The sequence below is a fragment of the Aeromicrobium sp. genome (genome assembly GCF_032084975.1).
Taxonomy (GTDB): domain Bacteria; phylum Actinomycetota; class Actinomycetes; order Propionibacteriales; family Nocardioidaceae; genus Aeromicrobium.
On the sequence record NZ_DAMDLR010000001.1, the window covers coordinates 75,132 to 90,439 of the forward strand.

General features: G+C 70.0%; 20 protein-coding genes. 12 read left to right on the forward strand and 8 right to left on the reverse strand.

Going from position 1 to position 15,308, the window contains the following annotated elements; genetic code table 11:
- The first annotated feature begins 4 nt into the window (after window positions 1-4).
- On the forward strand, window positions 5-850 hold the full coding sequence (locus RT323_RS00375) for a PAC2 family protein (RefSeq protein WP_313404031.1): 846 nt from the start codon (window positions 5-7) through the stop codon (window positions 848-850).
- A 40-nt stretch (window positions 851-890) separates the two neighbouring features.
- Here RT323_RS00375 and mshC read toward each other — a convergent pair whose 3' ends face one another.
- On the reverse strand, window positions 891-2,114 hold the full coding sequence (gene mshC / locus RT323_RS00380) for a cysteine--1-D-myo-inosityl 2-amino-2-deoxy-alpha-D-glucopyranoside ligase (RefSeq protein ID WP_313404032.1): 1,224 nt from the start codon (window positions 2,112-2,114) through the stop codon (window positions 891-893).
- A gap of 44 nt (window positions 2,115-2,158) precedes the next feature.
- Between mshC and corA the strand changes: the two genes are divergently transcribed.
- Complete coding sequence (corA, locus tag RT323_RS00385; RefSeq protein ID WP_313404130.1) at window positions 2,159-3,115, forward strand: magnesium/cobalt transporter CorA; 957 nt, start codon at window positions 2,159-2,161, stop codon at window positions 3,113-3,115.
- Between the two features lie 67 nt (window positions 3,116-3,182).
- Here corA and RT323_RS00390 read toward each other — a convergent pair whose 3' ends face one another.
- The gene (locus RT323_RS00390; protein ID WP_313404034.1) at window positions 3,183-4,016 is read right to left on the reverse strand and encodes an undecaprenyl-diphosphate phosphatase; all 834 of its coding nucleotides are present in this window, start codon (window positions 4,014-4,016) and stop codon (window positions 3,183-3,185) included.
- Between the two features lie 48 nt (window positions 4,017-4,064).
- Here RT323_RS00390 and RT323_RS00395 point away from each other — a divergent pair, with 48 nt between their 5' ends.
- Both RT323_RS00395 and RT323_RS00400 read left to right on the forward strand, forming a co-directional pair.
- Window positions 4,065-5,018: an aldo/keto reductase gene (locus tag RT323_RS00395; RefSeq protein WP_313404036.1), complete on the forward strand. Its 954-nt coding sequence runs from the start codon at window positions 4,065-4,067 to the stop codon at window positions 5,016-5,018.
- Window positions 5,015-5,200 carry a DUF5703 family protein gene (locus RT323_RS00400; RefSeq protein ID WP_313404038.1) on the forward strand — a complete coding sequence of 62 codons (186 nt, stop codon included), beginning with the start codon at window positions 5,015-5,017 and terminating at the stop codon, window positions 5,198-5,200. Before RT323_RS00395 ends, RT323_RS00400 begins: the two co-directional genes overlap by 4 nt.
- A gap of 1 nt (window position 5,201) precedes the next feature.
- Here RT323_RS00400 and RT323_RS00405 read toward each other — a convergent pair whose 3' ends face one another.
- The 6 genes from RT323_RS00405 to RT323_RS00430 form a co-directional block, all read right to left on the reverse strand.
- Entirely contained in the window at window positions 5,202-6,242 is a 1,041-nt protein-coding gene (locus RT323_RS00405; RefSeq protein WP_313404039.1) for a YihY/virulence factor BrkB family protein, read from the reverse strand.
- Window positions 6,242-6,544, reverse strand: a complete 303-nt coding sequence (locus RT323_RS00410; RefSeq protein ID WP_313404040.1) for a DUF3618 domain-containing protein — start codon at window positions 6,542-6,544, stop codon at window positions 6,242-6,244. Before RT323_RS00410 ends, RT323_RS00405 begins: the two co-directional genes overlap by 1 nt.
- 12 nt (window positions 6,545-6,556) lie before the next feature.
- A complete protein-coding gene (locus RT323_RS00415; protein WP_313404041.1) occupies window positions 6,557-6,958 on the reverse strand; it encodes a phage holin family protein in 402 nt (133 codons plus the stop codon).
- The gene (locus RT323_RS00420; protein ID WP_313404042.1) at window positions 6,955-7,299 is read right to left on the reverse strand and encodes a hypothetical protein; all 345 of its coding nucleotides are present in this window, start codon (window positions 7,297-7,299) and stop codon (window positions 6,955-6,957) included. The genes RT323_RS00415 and RT323_RS00420 overlap by 4 nt, the downstream gene beginning before the upstream one ends.
- 67 nt (window positions 7,300-7,366) lie before the next feature.
- Window positions 7,367-8,656: a M20/M25/M40 family metallo-hydrolase gene (locus tag RT323_RS00425; RefSeq protein WP_313404043.1), complete on the reverse strand. Its 1,290-nt coding sequence runs from the start codon at window positions 8,654-8,656 to the stop codon at window positions 7,367-7,369.
- 13 nt (window positions 8,657-8,669) lie between these two features.
- Window positions 8,670-9,059, reverse strand: a complete 390-nt coding sequence (locus RT323_RS00430; protein ID WP_313404045.1) for an SRPBCC family protein — start codon at window positions 9,057-9,059, stop codon at window positions 8,670-8,672.
- A 22-nt stretch (window positions 9,060-9,081) separates the two neighbouring features.
- Here RT323_RS00430 and RT323_RS00435 point away from each other — a divergent pair, with 22 nt between their 5' ends.
- From RT323_RS00435 to RT323_RS00470, 8 genes are all read left to right on the forward strand, one after another.
- The gene (locus tag RT323_RS00435) at window positions 9,082-9,966 is read left to right on the forward strand and encodes a MoxR family ATPase (RefSeq protein ID WP_313404047.1); all 885 of its coding nucleotides are present in this window, start codon (window positions 9,082-9,084) and stop codon (window positions 9,964-9,966) included.
- On the forward strand, window positions 9,963-11,360 hold the full coding sequence (locus RT323_RS00440; protein ID WP_313404049.1) for a VWA domain-containing protein: 1,398 nt from the start codon (window positions 9,963-9,965) through the stop codon (window positions 11,358-11,360). Before RT323_RS00435 ends, RT323_RS00440 begins: the two co-directional genes overlap by 4 nt.
- A 13-nt stretch (window positions 11,361-11,373) precedes the next feature.
- The gene (locus RT323_RS00445; protein WP_313404051.1) at window positions 11,374-11,877 is read left to right on the forward strand and encodes a hypothetical protein; all 504 of its coding nucleotides are present in this window, start codon (window positions 11,374-11,376) and stop codon (window positions 11,875-11,877) included.
- Between the two features lie 90 nt (window positions 11,878-11,967).
- Window positions 11,968-12,186, forward strand: coding sequence for a DUF6458 family protein (locus RT323_RS00450; RefSeq protein ID WP_313404052.1), 219 nt, complete (start codon window positions 11,968-11,970; stop codon window positions 12,184-12,186).
- A 131-nt stretch (window positions 12,187-12,317) separates the two neighbouring features.
- Window positions 12,318-12,836, forward strand: a complete 519-nt coding sequence (locus RT323_RS00455) for a macro domain-containing protein (protein WP_313404054.1) — start codon at window positions 12,318-12,320, stop codon at window positions 12,834-12,836.
- A 1-nt stretch (window position 12,837) separates the two neighbouring features.
- Window positions 12,838-13,371 carry a metallophosphoesterase gene (locus tag RT323_RS00460; RefSeq protein WP_313404056.1) on the forward strand — a complete coding sequence of 178 codons (534 nt, stop codon included), beginning with the start codon at window positions 12,838-12,840 and terminating at the stop codon, window positions 13,369-13,371.
- Between the two features lie 10 nt (window positions 13,372-13,381).
- A complete protein-coding gene (locus tag RT323_RS00465) occupies window positions 13,382-14,353 on the forward strand; it encodes a DUF1731 domain-containing protein (protein ID WP_313404058.1) in 972 nt (323 codons plus the stop codon).
- A gap of 330 nt (window positions 14,354-14,683) precedes the next feature.
- Window positions 14,684-15,280 carry an NlpC/P60 family protein gene (locus tag RT323_RS00470; RefSeq protein WP_313404060.1) on the forward strand — a complete coding sequence of 199 codons (597 nt, stop codon included), beginning with the start codon at window positions 14,684-14,686 and terminating at the stop codon, window positions 15,278-15,280.
- Window positions 15,281-15,308 lie beyond the last annotated feature (28 nt).

Below are 15,308 nucleotides of genomic sequence, written 5' to 3' on the forward strand. Positions count from 1 at the left end.
CGGGGTGACCGAGCCCCTCCTGAGCCTGCGTGACCCGTGGATGATCGCCGCCTTCGAGGGGTGGAACGATGCGGCCGACGCGGCCACCAGCACCGTTGACCACCTGCTGGAGCAGTGGGACGCCGAGATGTTCGCCGAGCTCGATCCCGAGGAGTTCTACGACTTCCAGGCCGTGCGCCCCGTGCTCACGCAGTCCGAGTCCGGTGTCCGTGAGATCGTGTGGCCGACGCCCACGCTCTACGTCGCGCACCCACCGAACCAGGATCGTGACGTGCTGCTGCTGCGCGCGGTCGAGCCGAGCTACCGCTGGCAGACGTTCTGCGCGTCCGTCATCGAGGTCGCCCGGGCCGCCGGCGTCCACGAGCTCATCACCCTCGGCGCGCTGCTGGCCGACTCGCCGCACACGCGTCCCGTGCCCGTCTCGGGGACGACGAACGACCCGGTCCTGATGGAGCGGCTCTCGCTCGAGCAGGCGCGCTACACCGGCCCGATCGGCATCACCTCGGTGCTCAGCGATGTGGCGGCCCGCGAGGGCCTCGCCACCGCCAGCATCTGGGCGGCCGTGCCGCACTACGCCGCGGAGCCTCCCTGCTACAAGGCCACCCTCGCGCTCCTCGGCGCGATCGAGGACGCGATCGGGGTGCCCCTGCCGCAAGGGGTCCTGCGCGAGATGTCCGAGGCCTGGCAGCGTGGCGCCGACGACCTCATGGAGCAGGACGAGGACCTGGCGGAGTACATCCACTCGCTCGAGACCGAGCGCGACGCAGGCGACCTCCCCGAGGCGTCCGGCGACGCGATCGCGCGCGAGTTCGAGCGCTACCTGCGCCGCCGCCCCACCGAGGAGAGCTGACCCGGGCGGGTCCGGGATCCGGCCCCGCCGGCGGCGGGACTCAGGCGGTGACGCCGATCAGGGCGTCGACGGCCAGGGCGACCTGACCCGGGGCGTCGACATCGTCGCCCTCGGCGGCACACCACTCGTCGACGGCGGCCAGTGCGGCCGGGGCATCGAGGTCGTTCGCCAACGCGCCGCGCAGGCGGTCGATGACGGCCTTCGCGGGCGACGCCGACGGGCGCGCGAACGCGGAGCGCCAGCGGGCGAGTCGCTCCTGCGCCGCCTCGATCTCGTCGCCGAACCACTCCCAGTCCTCGCGGTAGTGGTGGGCCAGCAGGGCGAGCCGGATCGCCATGGGATCGCGGCCCTCGGCGCGCAGCCGCGACACGAGGACGAGGTTCCCCTTGGACTTGCTCATCTTCTCGCCCTCGTAGCCGACCATGCCGGCGTGGACGTAGGAGCGGGCGAAGGCCTCGCCGGTGGCGCGCTCGGCCTCGGCAGCCGACATCTCGTGGTGCGGGAAGACGAGGTCGGAGCCGCCACCCTGGACGTCGAAGGCCGTGCCGAGATGGTGCAGCGCGATGGCAGCACACTCGATGTGCCAGCCCGGGCGGCCACGGCCGAGCTCGGTGTCCCACGCGGGCTCACCGGGACGCTCGGCCTGCCACAGCAGACAGTCGAGGGGATCGCGCTTGCCCGCGCGCTCGGGGTCTCCGCCGCGCTCGCCGAAGATCCGCGACATCGTCTCGTCGTCCCAGCCCGAGACCTGGCCGAAGCGCTCGGCGGAGCGGACCTCGAAGTAGAGGTCGTCGTCGACGCGGTAGACGGCCCCGGTCGACTCAAGCCTGCCGATCAGGTCGACCACCAGCGGAATCGACTCGACCGCGCCGATGTAGTCCTCGGGCGGCAGGATGCGCAGCGCGGTCATGTCCTCGCGGAACAGCTGGGTCTCGCGCTCGGCCAGCTCGACCCAGTCCATGCCGGTGGCGGTGGCCCGCTCCAGCAGCGGGTCGTCGACGTCGGTGACGTTCTGCGTGTAGTGGACGTCGACCCCGTGGTCGAGCCACGCGCGCTGCAGCAGGTCGAACGTCAGGTACGTGTTGGCGTGTCCCAGGTGCGTCGCGTCGTACGGCGTGATGCCACAGACGTAGAGGCGGGCCGCGCCCTGTGGGTCGGTGGGGACGACCTCGCCGCGGGCGGTGTCGTGCACCCGGACGACAGGTCCGGTGCCGAGGCCGGCGTCCACGAGGCGAGGGATCGACGGGCGGGGCCAACTCTGCATGTCGTCGAGCCTATCGGGAGGGCGAAGGCCACAATGAGCAGGTGATGATCGACTGCGCGGTCTATGTCGACGGCGTGCGTCGCGACACCGACCACGACCCTGACACGCTGGACACGACCCTCGCCTCACTGACCGGCAACGACTTCCTGTGGGTCGGCGTCAACGACCCGGCGCACGAGGAGATGGAGCACATCGGCGCGGCGCTGGGGATGCACCCGCTCGCGGTCGAGGACACGATCGGCGCGCACCAGCGCGCCAAGGTCGAGCGCTACAGCGACCACGTCTTCATCTCGATGCGCAGCGTCTCGTACGACGACGACGACATCACCACCAACGAGGTCAACCTGTGCCTCGGGGCCAACTACCTGCTGACGGTCCGGCACGGCGGCCCGTCCCTCGTCGACGCCCGTCATCGTGCCGAGATGGCGACGGACCGGTTGCGCCAGGGGCCGATCGCCGCCCTGCACGCCGTGGTCGACTCGCTCGTGGACCATTACGAGGACGTGGCCGCCGAGCTGGAGACCGATGTCGGCGAGGTCGAGGCCTCGGTCTTCTCCCCCGACCGCACCGAGGACTCACACCGCATCTACCGGCTCAAGCGCGAGACGCTCGAGTTCCGGCACGCCGTCGCTCCCCTGCGCGACCCGATCGGACGCTTCGCGCAGGTGGCCGAGCCCAGCGAGCTGCGCCCGTACTTCCGCGACATCGCCGACCACCTGCAGCGCGCCGTGGACGCGATCGACTCGATCGACTCGCTGCTGTCGAACGCCCTCAACGCCCACCTGGCGCAGCTGAGCGTCCAGCAGAACGAGGACATGCGCAAGCTCGCCGCGGGCGCCACGCTGTTCGCCGTCCCGACGGCGGTCGCCGGCATCTACGGCATGAACTTCGAGCACATGCCCGAGCTGACCTGGACCTACGGCTACCCCGCGTGCCTGGCCGCCATGGGCGTGGCCTGCGTCCTGATCTACCGACGCTTCAAGCGCTCCGGCTGGCTCTGACTCGCGAACTTGTACCGATTGAGCCCCTATACGGGCTCACCCAGCACAAGATCGGGACCGACAGCGCTCAGGCCGCGACGGCGCCCGTCAGGACGCCGGCCCACAGCAGGCACAGCACGAGGGATCCCAGGACGACGCGGTAGATCACGAACGGCGCGTACGAGTGCTTGCTGACGTACTGCAGCAGCCAGTGGATGACGGCGAGGCCGACGACGAACGCAACGGCGGTGCCGACGATCGTCGGCACCGTGCCGTAGGCGTTCTCGCCGCCGGGGATGTCCTTGAGCTTGTAGACGCCCGCCCCGACCACGGCGGGGATCGCCAGCAGGAAGGCGTAGCGGGTGGCGGCCTGGCGCTCGTAGCCCAGGAACAGTCCCATCGAGATCGTCGCGCCCGAGCGGGAGACGCCCGGCACGAGGGCACACGCCTGCGCGAAGCCGAGCAGGATGGCGTCGCGTGCCGAGAGTTCCGCGATGGGCTTGGACTTGCGGCCGAATCGCTCCGCCAGACCCAGCACGAGGCCGAACCCGATCAGCGTCGCGCCGATGAACCACAGGTTGCGGAACTCGCGATCGATCAGGTCCTCGAGCAGCAGTCCGAGCAGGACGATCGGCAGCGAGCCGACGATGATGAACCAGCCCATGCGCCACTCGGGCGCCTGGCGGGCCTGCGCGCTGAAGACGCCGCGGACCCAACCAGATCCGATTGTCCAGATGTCGCGCCAGAAGTAGAGCACCACGGCCAGCTCGGTGCCGATCTGGACGACGGCGGTGTAGGCGGAGCCGGGATCCTCCCACCCGAGCAGCTGGGGCACGATCGCGAGGTGCGCACTGCTGGAGATGGGCAGGAACTCGGTGAGGCCCTGGACGATGCCCAGCAGCACGGAACGCAGCAGATCCACCGTGCGAGCCTACACACCGCCTCTGGGCGCACCCACTAATCTCGTGCCATGCAACTGAGCCGGCTCGGTGGTTCGGGACTCGAGGTGTCGCGACTCGCGCTCGGGACGATGTCCTGGGGTGCGGCCGTCGACGAGTACGTGGCCGACGAACAACTCAAGGCCTTCCTCGACGCGGGCGGCACGCTGCTCGACACGGCCCCGATCTACGGGGACGGCGCCTGCGAGCAGGTGATCGGCTCGCTCGTGGCCAAGCATGGGGTCCGCGACCGGATCGTCCTGGCCGGCAAGGCCGGCGTCGTGCGCCGCAACGGCCGCGTCGTCACCGACGGCTCGCTGCGCTCACTGCTGCAGCAGCTCGACCGCTCCCTGGCCGACCTCGGCACCGACCACCTCGACCTGTGGCAGGTCCACCGGTGGGACGACACCGTCCCGGTCGACGAGACGATGGCCGCGCTCGACCAGGCCGTCCGCTCGGGCAAGGTCCGCTACGCGGGCATCAGCAACTTCGCGGGCTGGCAGACCGTCGCCGCCCAGCACGCGTTCTCGCGGCTCGGTGGCGGCGTGCCGCTCGTCAGCACGCAGATCGAGTACTCGCTCATCCACCGCTCCCCCGAGATCGAGGTGCTCCCGGCCGCGCGGCACGCCGGCCTGGGCATCCTCGCGTGGTCGCCGCTGGGTCGAGGCGTGCTCACCGGCAAGTACCGCGGCGGGGTGCCGGCCGACTCACGGGCTGCCGATGCACGCTGGGAGGCGTTCGTGACGCCGCACCTGACCCCGTCGAAGATCCGCGTCGTCGACGCCCTCGCGGCCGCCGCGGAAGGACTCGGCGCCTCGATCTCGCACGTGGCCCTGGCCTGGTTGCGCGACCAGCCCGCCGTGGCCTCCGCGATCGTCGGAGCCCGCACGACGGCCCAGTTGCTGGAATCACTCGGGTCGGAGGAGCTGGAGCTCCCGACCGAGATCACTGCCGCACTCAGCGATGTGTCCGAAGGAGTCCGATGATCGAGTACGAGTTCTGGGACGTCTCCATCTCGCGCACGAAGTCGCGCAACGCCGTCTGCCAGTGGTTGACGCAGGCGGCCGAGTTCCAGGGATGGGAACTCGACCGCCTGCATCGCGACCCGACGGGTCACCGGACCGTCCGCCTGCGCCGCAAGATCATCCGCATGCGCGCGACGGTCTGACTCACTCGTCCTTCGCGGGGTCCGCACCGGCGTCGCCGCGCGTCTTGCGCAGCTGACGACCTCGGCGGACGTCCTTCTCATACTTCTTGCGGTCCTTCTCGATCTTCGTGGTGTCGCGCGCGGGCAGCTGGATCTCCTCCTCGGCCGGCAGGCCGGCCTGCAGCTCACGCCCTCGCTCGAGCTCGGCATCCAGCTCGGCACCGAACAGCAGCGCCAGGTTGGTGATCCACAGCCAGAGCAGGAACACGATGACGCCGGCCAGCGACCCGTACGTCTTGTTGTAGTTCGAGAAGTTCGCGACGTAGAGCCCGAACCCGGCCGAGGCCAGGATCCAGGCGAGGATCGCCACGACCGCGCCGATGCTGATCCAGCGGAACTTCGGCTGCTTCACGTTCGGCGTCACGTAGTACAGCAGGGCGACGATCAGGATCACCACGAACAGCAGGACCGGCCACTTGGCGATCGACCAGACGGTCGTCGCCGTGCTCCCGAGCCCGATGGCGTTGCCGACGGCCTCCGCCGCCGGCCCGGTGAGGACGAGCGCCACGCCGACCAGCGCGGCCAGGACCACCGTCACGACCGTCAGCGCCAGCATGATGGGGCGCAGCTTCCAGATCGGGCGCCCCTCCTCGATCTCGTAGATCCGGTTCATGCCGCGGCTGAAGCCGTTGACGTAGGCCGACGCGGACCACAGCGCCGCCAGCAGACCGAAGACGAGCGCGAAGCCCGAGCTCTGGCTGTCGGCCAGCTGACGCAGCGTCGGCTCGAGCGTCTCGGCGGCGTTCCCGGCGCCGACGTCACGCAGGATCGACAGCAGCTGGTCGATGATCTCGTCACCCTGCCCGACGAGACCGACCAGTGACAGCACCGCGACCGCGGCCGGGAACAGCGCCAGCACGGCGTAGTACGTGAGCGCGGCGGCGAGGTCCGTGCACTGGTCGGCCGAGAACTCGCGAACCGTCCTGCGAAGCACGTTGGTCCACGACGGCTTCGTGAGGTCGGTCGGCCCGTCAGGACCGCTCTTCTCGGCGGGCGCGCCCATCAGCGACTCCGCCAGTGCTTGACGACGAGTGCCGCGACGATGAACGCCGCCACGGCACCGACCACGGCCAGTGCTGCGGGACGGGGCGACCCGTCGGGCTCGGTCACGGCCTCACGGACGCGGTACCCGGCATCCGTGGCGGACTCGCGGACGCGCTCGGTGGTGTCGTGAACTGACTCGCGCACGCGCGACTTCACGTCGAGTCGTGCCGCGAGCTCGTCGACTGTGTCGGCGAGATCCTCACGCGTGCGCTCGACCTCCTCGCGCAGTTGCTCCGGGCTCGGGTTCTCGGTGTTGCTCATCGGTCCTCCTGGTCAGTGGTCGCGAGCGTGCTTGACGGCGTCGACGTCGGCCTTCACGCTCTCGACCGTCTTCTCGGGCATCGGGCTGCCGACTTCGCTCACCTTGTTCTTGCCCATCAGTGCGGCGATGCCGGCGGCGATGAACAGCACGACGGCGACGATCAGCGCGGCGAGCCACAGCGGCATGGCGAGGTCGAGCGCCGCGACGATCGCGGCCAGCAGGACGCCACCGCCGTACAGGGCCAGCACGCCGGCGGCGCCGAACATCCCAGCACCCATGCCGGCCTTCTTGGCCTTGCCCGACATCTCGACCGTGGCGAGCCGCAGCTCGTCACGGACGAGTGTGGACAGGTCGGTGGAGAGCCGGGAGATCAGCTCGCCCGTGCTGGGCTCACCGCTCGACGTCTGGCTCATGCGGGGCCGCCCGTCGTGGAGCCTCCCGTGCTCGAGCCGAAGTCGCTGCTGCCACTGGAACCGCTGCCGCTGGAGCCGCCCGAGCCGGAGCTCCCGAAGTCACTGCTGCCGGCGCTCGCGGTGCTGCTCGAGCCGCCACTGCTGGAGCCGCCGCTGCCGCTGGAGCCGCCGACCTTCTCCTCGGCGACGTGCTGGACCTTGTCAGCGGCGTCCTGGACCTTCGGGTTGCGCCACAGGGTCTGGGCCTTGTCGACGATCTTGTCGTACTGCTCGCGACCCTGGCGCGTGCCGAGCACGTACCCGGCGCCGAGACCGATGATGAACTTGAGCTTTCCGGCCATGGTGGCCACCCCCATCACTAGACGACTGTGACGCTGGCGTACCCACGCCCCGGGGGACCATGCGTCGCTACGCCAGATCGAGGAACTCGTCGAACACCCGCGTGCCGAACTGAAGGGCATCGATCGGCACCCGCTCGTCGACGCCGTGGAACAGAGCGGTGAAGTCGAGGTCGGCCGGAAGCCGCAACGGGACGAACCCGTACGAGGTCATGCCGAGCTTGTGCCAGGCCTTCGCGTCGGTCCCGGCCGACATCAGGAAGGGCGCTACGTGCGCCTCGGGGTCGTGCTTGAGCAGCGACACCGTCATCGCGTCCACGAGATCGCCCTCGAACGCGTACTCCAGCGGGATGTCGCGGTGGTACGACTCGACGCGCACCGTGTCGCCGGCGATCTGCTGGACTCGCTCGACGAAGTCGTCGTGGTGCCCGGGCAGGGGACGGCCGTCGACATAGGCCACGGCCTCGCCGGGGACGACGTTGTGCTTGTACCCAGCCTGCGCCATGGTCGCGTTCGTCGAGTTGCGCAGGCCCGAGCCGATCATCCGGGCCGCCGGACCGAACTGCTCGAACAGCTCGTCGGGCGTCCCGTCGGTGCCGCTCAGCTGGCGGACCTTCTCGAGCAGCCTCTGCATGGAGGGGCCCGGCTCGGCCGGCCACTCGTGCTCGCCGAGCCTGACCAGGGCGCGCGCGAGGTGGGTGACGGCGTTGTCGTGGTTGCGCATCGAGCCGTGGCCGGCCGTGCCCTTGGCGGTGAGCCGCAGCCACGCGATGCCCTTCTCGCCCGACTCGATGAGGTAGAGGCGCTGGCCCGCGACCTGGGTCGAGAACCCGCCGACCTCGCCGACCGCCTCGGTGCATCCCTCGAACCACTCGCGGTGGTGCTCGACGAGCCAGTGGGCGCCCAGCTGGCCGCCGGCCTCCTCGTCGGCAGTGAACACGAGCAGGATCGGCCGGTCGGGGATCCGGCCGGACCGCTGGCGGTCGCGAACGACGGCCAGCATGATCGCGTCGAAGTCCTTCATGTCGACCGCCCCGCGACCCACGACGTAATCGTCGACGATCTCGGCCGCGAACGGGTCGACGGACCAGTCCGAGGCCTGTGCGGGGACGACGTCGAGGTGACCGTGGACGACGAGACCGGGCCGGGACGAGTCCTGGTTGCCCCAACGGGCCAGCACACTGGCGCGACCCGACTCGGACTCGAGGATCGTGGACTCGATCCCGACCTCGGCCAGGCTGGCGGCCACGTACTCCGCCGCGGCGCGCTCGCCCGGACCGGACGAGTCGCCGAAGTTGGACGTGTCGATGCGGATCAGGTCACGGCAGAGGTCGACGACCTCGGACTCGGCGGCGGTCATGTGCCCACCCTAGTCAGGGCAGCAGACGACGCAGGACCAGCGAGATCATCGCGCCCAGGGCCCGCCGCAGGACCGGGTCGAACACACGGGGGACGCCGATGACACTGACGTCCTCGTCCCATGTCACGGCACTGCCCGAGGGGGTCTGCGTGACGGTGATGGTGGCGTCTCCGCGCACGACCCGGCCCAGCTTGCGCAGCACCACGCGACGCGGTGGGTCCCACAGCGTGACCTCCATCGGATCGTCGAAACCGAGCGGCCCGAACCCGGTCCTCGCGGTGAATCCGTTCGGCGTCACGACGATCCGCGTGAACGGCACCCGGTGCCGTCGCCAGTCCGTCACCGTGTCGAACGCCGCGGACGGGGACAGGGGTGTCAGGTGGGTCACACGACTCATGGCCATGTCCACAGAGTAGATTGAATCCATGTTCAGTTCCGGCACGATGCCGTTCTCCTCCGTCGACGACGTCAAGGCGCGGCTGGCGACCGCCGGCTACCTGGCCTCGGACGCCGTCGCGACGACCGTCTACCTCGCCAGCGAGCTGGGCAAGCCGCTGCTCGTCGAGGGTCCCGCCGGCGTCGGCAAGACCGAGCTCTCGCGGGCCATCGCCCAGTCCTGCGGCGCCGAGCTGGTGCGCCTGCAGTGCTACGAGGGCGTCGACGAGTCGCGCGCGATCTACGAGTGGAACCACGCGAAGCAGCTGCTGCGCATCTCCGCCGGCCACGACGAGACGTGGAGCGAGGCGAAGTCGGACATCTTCTCCGAGGAGTTCCTGCTCCCCCGCCCGCTGCTGACCGCGATCCGCAACGACGGTCCCACGGTGCTGCTGATCGACGAGACCGACAAGGCCGACGTCGAGATCGAGGGCCTGCTGCTCGAGGTGCTGGGCGACTTCCAGATCACGATCCCCGAGCTGGGCACGGTCCACGCGACGCAGCGGCCGTTCGTCGTGCTGACCTCGAACGCCACCCGCGAGCTGTCCGAGGCACTGCGCCGCCGCTGCCTCTTCCTGCACATCGAGTTCCCCGACGCCGAGCTCGAGCGCGACATCGTCCACCTCAAGGTGCCCGGACTGGATGCCGCGCTGGCCGACTCCCTCGTGCGCGTCGTCAACGCCTTGCGGGCGATGCCGTTGCGCAAGGCGCCGTCGGTGTCCGAGACGCTCGACTGGGCGCGCACCCTGGTCGCGCTCGGTGCCGACTCGCTGACCGACGAGATCGTCTCGGAGAGCCTCGGCGTCGTGCTCAAGCACCAGGACGACATCGGCAAGGCGCGCACCAAGCTGGACCTCGACTCCGTCCTGTCATGACCGAGCCCCAGGTCGCGACGCGACTGGTCGAGTTCGTCGAGGCGCTGCGCGCCAAGGGCGTCAACGCGGGACCGAGCGAGTCGATCGACGCGGCCGACGTCATGCGCGTGCTCGGCATGGAGAACCGCGAGCTGTTGCGTGAGGGGCTGGCCGCGTCCCTCGTGCGCCGCGGCGGCCAGCGCGACGTCTTCGACCAGACCTTCGACCTCTACTTCCCCGTCGGGGTGGGCCGTCCCGAGGCGGCTCGCGACGCCGCCGAGGACATGGACGTCCAGCAGATCCGCGAGCTGCTGCTGATGGCACTGCTCGAGCGGGATCCCCGCACGCTGGCCCAGATCGCCGAGATCGCCGTCGACACGCTCGGCGAGGTCGGTCAGCCCGGTACGGACACCGCCGGCTGGTCGGCCTACCAGACGATCGACCGCCTCCAGCCGCAGACGCTCATCGCCGCGGCGATGGCGATGCGCCCCGGCGGCGGCTCGGGCCAGGGCGGTCAGGGCCTCGGCACGCAGTTCACCGACCGGCTCGCCCGCGACGAGGTCCGCCAGGGCGTCGAGGCGTTTCGCGAGATGGTGCAGGGCGAGGCGCGTCGTCGCTCGTCCGAGCTCAGGGGCCGCGAGCTGGTTGCCAAACATGCGGTGCGGTCCTCCCGTGACCGCGTCGACTTCCTGAGCGCGAACCGCCAGCAGCTCGAGGAGCTGCGCCGCTCCGTCAAGCCGCTCGCCCGTGTGCTGGCGACCCGGCTGTCCGCCCGTCGACGTCGTCGCCGACGCGGCAAGATCGACATGCGTCGCACCCTGCGTCGCGCGATGGGGACCGGCGGCGTGCCCATGCGCCCCGTCTACGAGAAGCCGCGGCCCAACCGTCCCGAGCTCGTGCTGATCTGCGACGTGTCCGGGTCGGTCGCGGGGTTCTCGAACTTCACGATGCTGCTCGTGCAGGCGCTGAGCGCCCAGTTCAGCAAGGTGCGGGTGTTCGCGTTCGTCAATGCGATGGCGGAGGTGACTGACATCGTGAAGGACGGCGCGGTCGGCGGTGGCGGCGACATCGAGCCGCGGATCCGCGAGGAGGCCCGCATCACGAAGTGGCACACCAGCAGCGACTACGGCGAGGCGTTCCTGGACTTCCGCGAGTTCTTCCTCGACGCGGTGGGACCGCGCACGGCGGTGCTGATCCTGGGCGATGCGCGCAACAACAACCAGAATCCGCGGTTCGACGCGCTGCACGAGATCGCGATGCGCTCGCGCCGGACGTACTGGCTCAACCCCGAGCACCACACGCGCTGGGGGCTGGGCGACTCCGAGGCGATGGCCTACTCCGACATCGTGCCGATGTACGAGTGCGCCAACGTGGATCAGCTGACCCATTTCGTGACACGATTGCTGCCAGTCTGACCAAGGAGTCATCGTGCGCGTCCTTCCCCGCCTCGTCCTGGCGCCCTTCATGGCGCTCGTGGTGCTGGGCGCGTGCGCCTCGCCCGACGACGAGCCCACCACGGCTCCCGGCGCACCCGTCTCCGAGAGCAGCTCCGAGGACGCCACCGCTCCCGAGCCCGTCGAGACGCCCGAGCCGTTCCGTGGGCTGCCCGACGGGGCCGGGGAGGGTTTCGAGTCCCCCGCCGGCGTGGTCGTCGGCGAGGACGGGCTCATCCATATCGTGACCTACGGCAGCAGCTCGAACCCGGCGATCGTCCGTGGCGCGATCGCCGACGGCCAGGACATCACGGTCGACGTCAGCGACGTCCCCGACCGTCCCGCCACGATGGACTTCGTCCCGACGACCTCCGCCTTCTTCCTGCCCAGCGGCGTCGATCTCAGCAAGCCGGTGACGTTCGTCCTGGGCGATCTGGGCACCGTCCGGATCGACACCGTCGAGCCCGGCGCCCAGGCGTGGGTCGAGCCCCGCGACTGAGGATCCTCCTGCGCTCGACATGCGAGCGCGCCGTGGCTGTGCCACCGTCGAAAGAGGGCAACGACGAGTTGTCCCAACCAAGGAGGCTCCATGTACATCGGCGGATCACTGTTCCTGCTGGCCCTCGGCGCGATCCTGTCCTTCGCCGTCCAGGACTCATTCAACGGAGTGGACCTGGTCACGACCGGCTACATCCTGATGGCGGTCGGCGTCCTGGGCATCGTGCTGTCCCTGCTGATGACGGCCCGTGCCCGAACGGCCCGCGACGACGTGCGTGGCGACTACCGAGGTGACGTTCCCCCGCGTTGAGCGACTGACGGTGTCCTCGGGCTCGGCCCGGCGCACCTGGAACACCGCACACCGATCGCCGGCCCCCTGGGGCCGGCGATTCGTCGTTCCGGCGCCGAGCAGATGCACTCCATTGGGCATACGATCACGAGGTGCCACGTCTCCGTGCGGTCTACGCCGACATCACGACCCTGCGGGTCGACGCCATCGTGAATGCCGCGAACAGCGCGATGCGCGGAGGTGGCGGGGTCGACGGCCGGATCCATGCGGCCGCGGGTCCGGAGGTGCTGCAGGACTGCATCGCGCGATTCCCCGACGGACTCCCCACCGGCGACGCCGGATGGACCACGGCGGGCCGGCTGCCGGCGCAATGGATCATCCACACGGTGGGGCCGAACAGGCGGGCCGGGCAGACCGATCGTGCGCTGCTCGTGTCCTGCTACCGGAGGTCGCTCGAGGTCGCCGACGAGCTCGGTGTCCGGACGATCGCGTTCCCGTTGGTCGGTGCGGGCATCTACGGATGGTCCAAGGCCGACTCGATCGCGTCGGCGCTGGAAGCGGTCCAGTCGACGGCCAGCCGCGTCGAGACGGTCACCCTCGTCGGCTACGACGTGCCGACCCACGAGCAGATCGAGGCCGCCCTGGTCGAGGCCGACCTCTCCGGGGATTGACTTGTCGACAAAGCTCCTCCTGATCGCGGACACCCACCTGCCCAAGCGGGCCAAGGTCCTGCCTGCCCAGGTCTGGGACGAGGTGGACGCCGCGGACGTCGTGTTCCATGCGGGCGACTGGGTCTCGGTCGACCACCTGGACGACCTTGAAGCGCGGTCGAGACGACTGGTGGCGGTGTTCGGCAACAACGACCACGGTGAGCTCCGCGAGCGGCTGCCACTCGTGGCGCGCGCCGAGATCGAAGGCGTCCGGTTCGCCGTGGTCCACGAGACGGGTGCTGCCAAGGGCCGCGAGGAACGCTGTGCCGCCGAGTACGACGATGCCGACGTCCTGGTCTTCGGGCACAGCCACATCCCGTGGGACACGACGGCCGAGACCGGCCTGCGACTGTTGAACCCCGGCTCCCCCACCGATCGGCGTCGCCAGCCGTACTGCACCTACATGACGGCCGTGGCCGACACCGGAGAGCTGCGCGACGTGACGCTGCACCGGCTGCCGCCGCGAACCCCGGACCGCAGCGCACGCTCGCGCTAGGGTTTCGCCCATGACCGAACGAAGGCGTGCCGTCATCGCGGGCTGGAACGGCTTCATCGGCCACCGACTGGTCGAGGACCTGACCGCTCGCGGGTACGACGTCGCGCGGGTCGGGCGCACCGGACCCGACGGCACGTGGTCCGATCCCGCCTCGATCATGCGCCTCGTCGATGGCGCCGACCTCGTCGTCAACCTGGCCGGGAAGAGCGTCGGCTGCCGGTACACCGATCGGAACCGCGACGAGATCCTGCGCTCGCGGGTCGACACGACCCGTCAGCTGCGCGAGGCGATCGCCGCGGCCACGGCCCCGCCACCACTGTGGATGAACGCCAGCACCGCCACGATCTACCGCTACGCCCTGGACCGGCCGCAGACCGAGTCCGACGGCGAGCTGGGCGAGGGCTTCTCCGTCGATGTCGCCCGGTCGTGGGAGGACGAGCTCTTCGCCGGCGACCTTCCCGGGACGCGACGCGTGGCGCTGCGCATGGCCATCGTGCTCGGCGGTCCCGCGTCCGACCTGCTCGCCCGCGTCGCGCGACTCGGCCTGGGCGGCTCCCACCGCGACGGCTGGTGGTTCCAGCACCGTCGATACCGCGGCATCGGCGCGCACCCGACAGGCGGACCGGTGCCGATCCACCACTCGCATGGACGCCAGCGGTTTTCGTGGATCCACATCGACGACGTCCTCTCCTCGATGCGCTTCATCCAGGAGCATCCCGAGCTGGAGGGGGCGGTGAACCTGTCCGCGCCGAACCCGAGTGACGACCGGACGCTGATGGCCGAGCTGCGCCGGGTCGTCGGCATGCCGGTGGGCCTGCCGGCGACGCGCTGGATGCTCGAGCCGGCCATGTGGGTCCTGCGCAACGAGTCCGAGCTGCTGCTCAAGAGCCGCTGGGTGCTGCCGGAGCGGCTGGAGTCCGCCGGCTTCGAGTTCGCGTGGCCCGACATCCGTCCTGCGCTTCGGGACACCGTGGGGACGTGATTTGCCTCACGCCCGCCCTTCGCGGGTGAGCGAGCCTTCTCGCCGGGATTCCAGCGCAGAACGACCATGACGGTCCGGGATCGTCCATGCGCCGGGTTCGTCTTCGCCTCGATCGTCTGCCTATCGTCCTTGGGGCCCATCAACGGGCCGGGTCGTGAGCCCGCTCAACTCGCCGAGGTTCACGGGACAGTCAAGATCACTTCATCGGCGAGCCGGGGACACCAGGCAGTCCGTCGCTTCACTGCGACTCCGGGGCTCACCACCATGCGTGGGGCACACCTTCAGTGCCAGCCCGACAGGTAACTCTTCGTAGGCGCCGAAGGAGAACCCATGCGACACGTCGCAAGCATGCTCGCTGCCTCCGTGGCAGTGTCCGTCCTGTCCGTCAGCGCTCCGGCCGCCCAGGCCGCGCCCGTGGCCAATCCGAGCCCGGCCGCGGCCGCGGCCTCGTCCGACCCGGCGGTCCAGACCCCTCAGCAGACGCGCCAGGAGCGCCTCGCCAAGAAGCGCGCCGCCCTCGCGAAGAAGCGCGCGCTGATCGCGAAGAAGAAGCGCCTCGCGAAGAAGCGTGCCGCCGTTCGTGGCAAGAAGATCGTCCGCGTCGCCGCGAAGTACAAGGGCACGCGGTACAGCTGGGGCGGCAGCAGCCCGTCCGGCTTCGACTGCTCGGGCTACGTCCAGTACGTCCTGAAGAAGTCCGTCAAGAAGAAGATGCCCCGCATCGCCGGCGACCAGATGAAGAAGGGCAAGTCGGTCTCCAAGAGCAAGAAGAAGAAGGGCGACCTGATCGGCTTCAGCAACGGCTCGGGTTACTACCACATCGCCATCTACGCCGGGAACGGCAAGATCTGGCACGCGCCGCGTCCGGGCAGGTCCGTCGAGAAGGTCAAGATCTGGACGGGCTCCTACAAGGTGCGCCGGGTCTGAGCCTCGACCACGCACGAGGGGCGAGTCA

What these genes read in the sequence shown, in the direction of transcription:
- mshC (WP_313404032.1), bottom strand. Translation starts at nt 2,114, where the DNA reads ATGCAGAGTTGGCCCCGCCCGTCGATCCCTCGCCTCGTGGACGCCGGC.
- corA (WP_313404130.1), top strand. Translation starts at nt 2,159, where the DNA reads ATGATCGACTGCGCGGTCTATGTCGACGGCGTGCGTCGCGACACCGAC.
- RT323_RS00395 (WP_313404036.1), top strand. Translation starts at nt 4,065, where the DNA reads ATGCAACTGAGCCGGCTCGGTGGTTCGGGACTCGAGGTGTCGCGACTC.
- RT323_RS00400 (WP_313404038.1), top strand. Translation starts at nt 5,015, where the DNA reads ATGATCGAGTACGAGTTCTGGGACGTCTCCATCTCGCGCACGAAGTCG.
- RT323_RS00405 (WP_313404039.1), bottom strand. Translation starts at nt 6,242, where the DNA reads ATGGGCGCGCCCGCCGAGAAGAGCGGTCCTGACGGGCCGACCGACCTC.
- RT323_RS00410 (WP_313404040.1), bottom strand. Translation starts at nt 6,544, where the DNA reads ATGAGCAACACCGAGAACCCGAGCCCGGAGCAACTGCGCGAGGAGGTC.
- RT323_RS00415 (WP_313404041.1), bottom strand. Translation starts at nt 6,958, where the DNA reads ATGAGCCAGACGTCGAGCGGTGAGCCCAGCACGGGCGAGCTGATCTCC.
- RT323_RS00420 (WP_313404042.1), bottom strand. Translation starts at nt 7,299, where the DNA reads ATGGCCGGAAAGCTCAAGTTCATCATCGGTCTCGGCGCCGGGTACGTG.
- RT323_RS00425 (WP_313404043.1), bottom strand. Translation starts at nt 8,656, where the DNA reads ATGACCGCCGCCGAGTCCGAGGTCGTCGACCTCTGCCGTGACCTGATC.
- RT323_RS00430 (WP_313404045.1), bottom strand. Translation starts at nt 9,059, where the DNA reads ATGGCCATGAGTCGTGTGACCCACCTGACACCCCTGTCCCCGTCCGCG.
- RT323_RS00435 (WP_313404047.1), top strand. Translation starts at nt 9,082, where the DNA reads ATGTTCAGTTCCGGCACGATGCCGTTCTCCTCCGTCGACGACGTCAAG.
- RT323_RS00440 (WP_313404049.1), top strand. Translation starts at nt 9,963, where the DNA reads ATGACCGAGCCCCAGGTCGCGACGCGACTGGTCGAGTTCGTCGAGGCG.
- RT323_RS00450 (WP_313404052.1), top strand. Translation starts at nt 11,968, where the DNA reads ATGTACATCGGCGGATCACTGTTCCTGCTGGCCCTCGGCGCGATCCTG.
- RT323_RS00465 (WP_313404058.1), top strand. Translation starts at nt 13,382, where the DNA reads ATGACCGAACGAAGGCGTGCCGTCATCGCGGGCTGGAACGGCTTCATC.
- RT323_RS00470 (WP_313404060.1), top strand. Translation starts at nt 14,684, where the DNA reads ATGCGACACGTCGCAAGCATGCTCGCTGCCTCCGTGGCAGTGTCCGTC.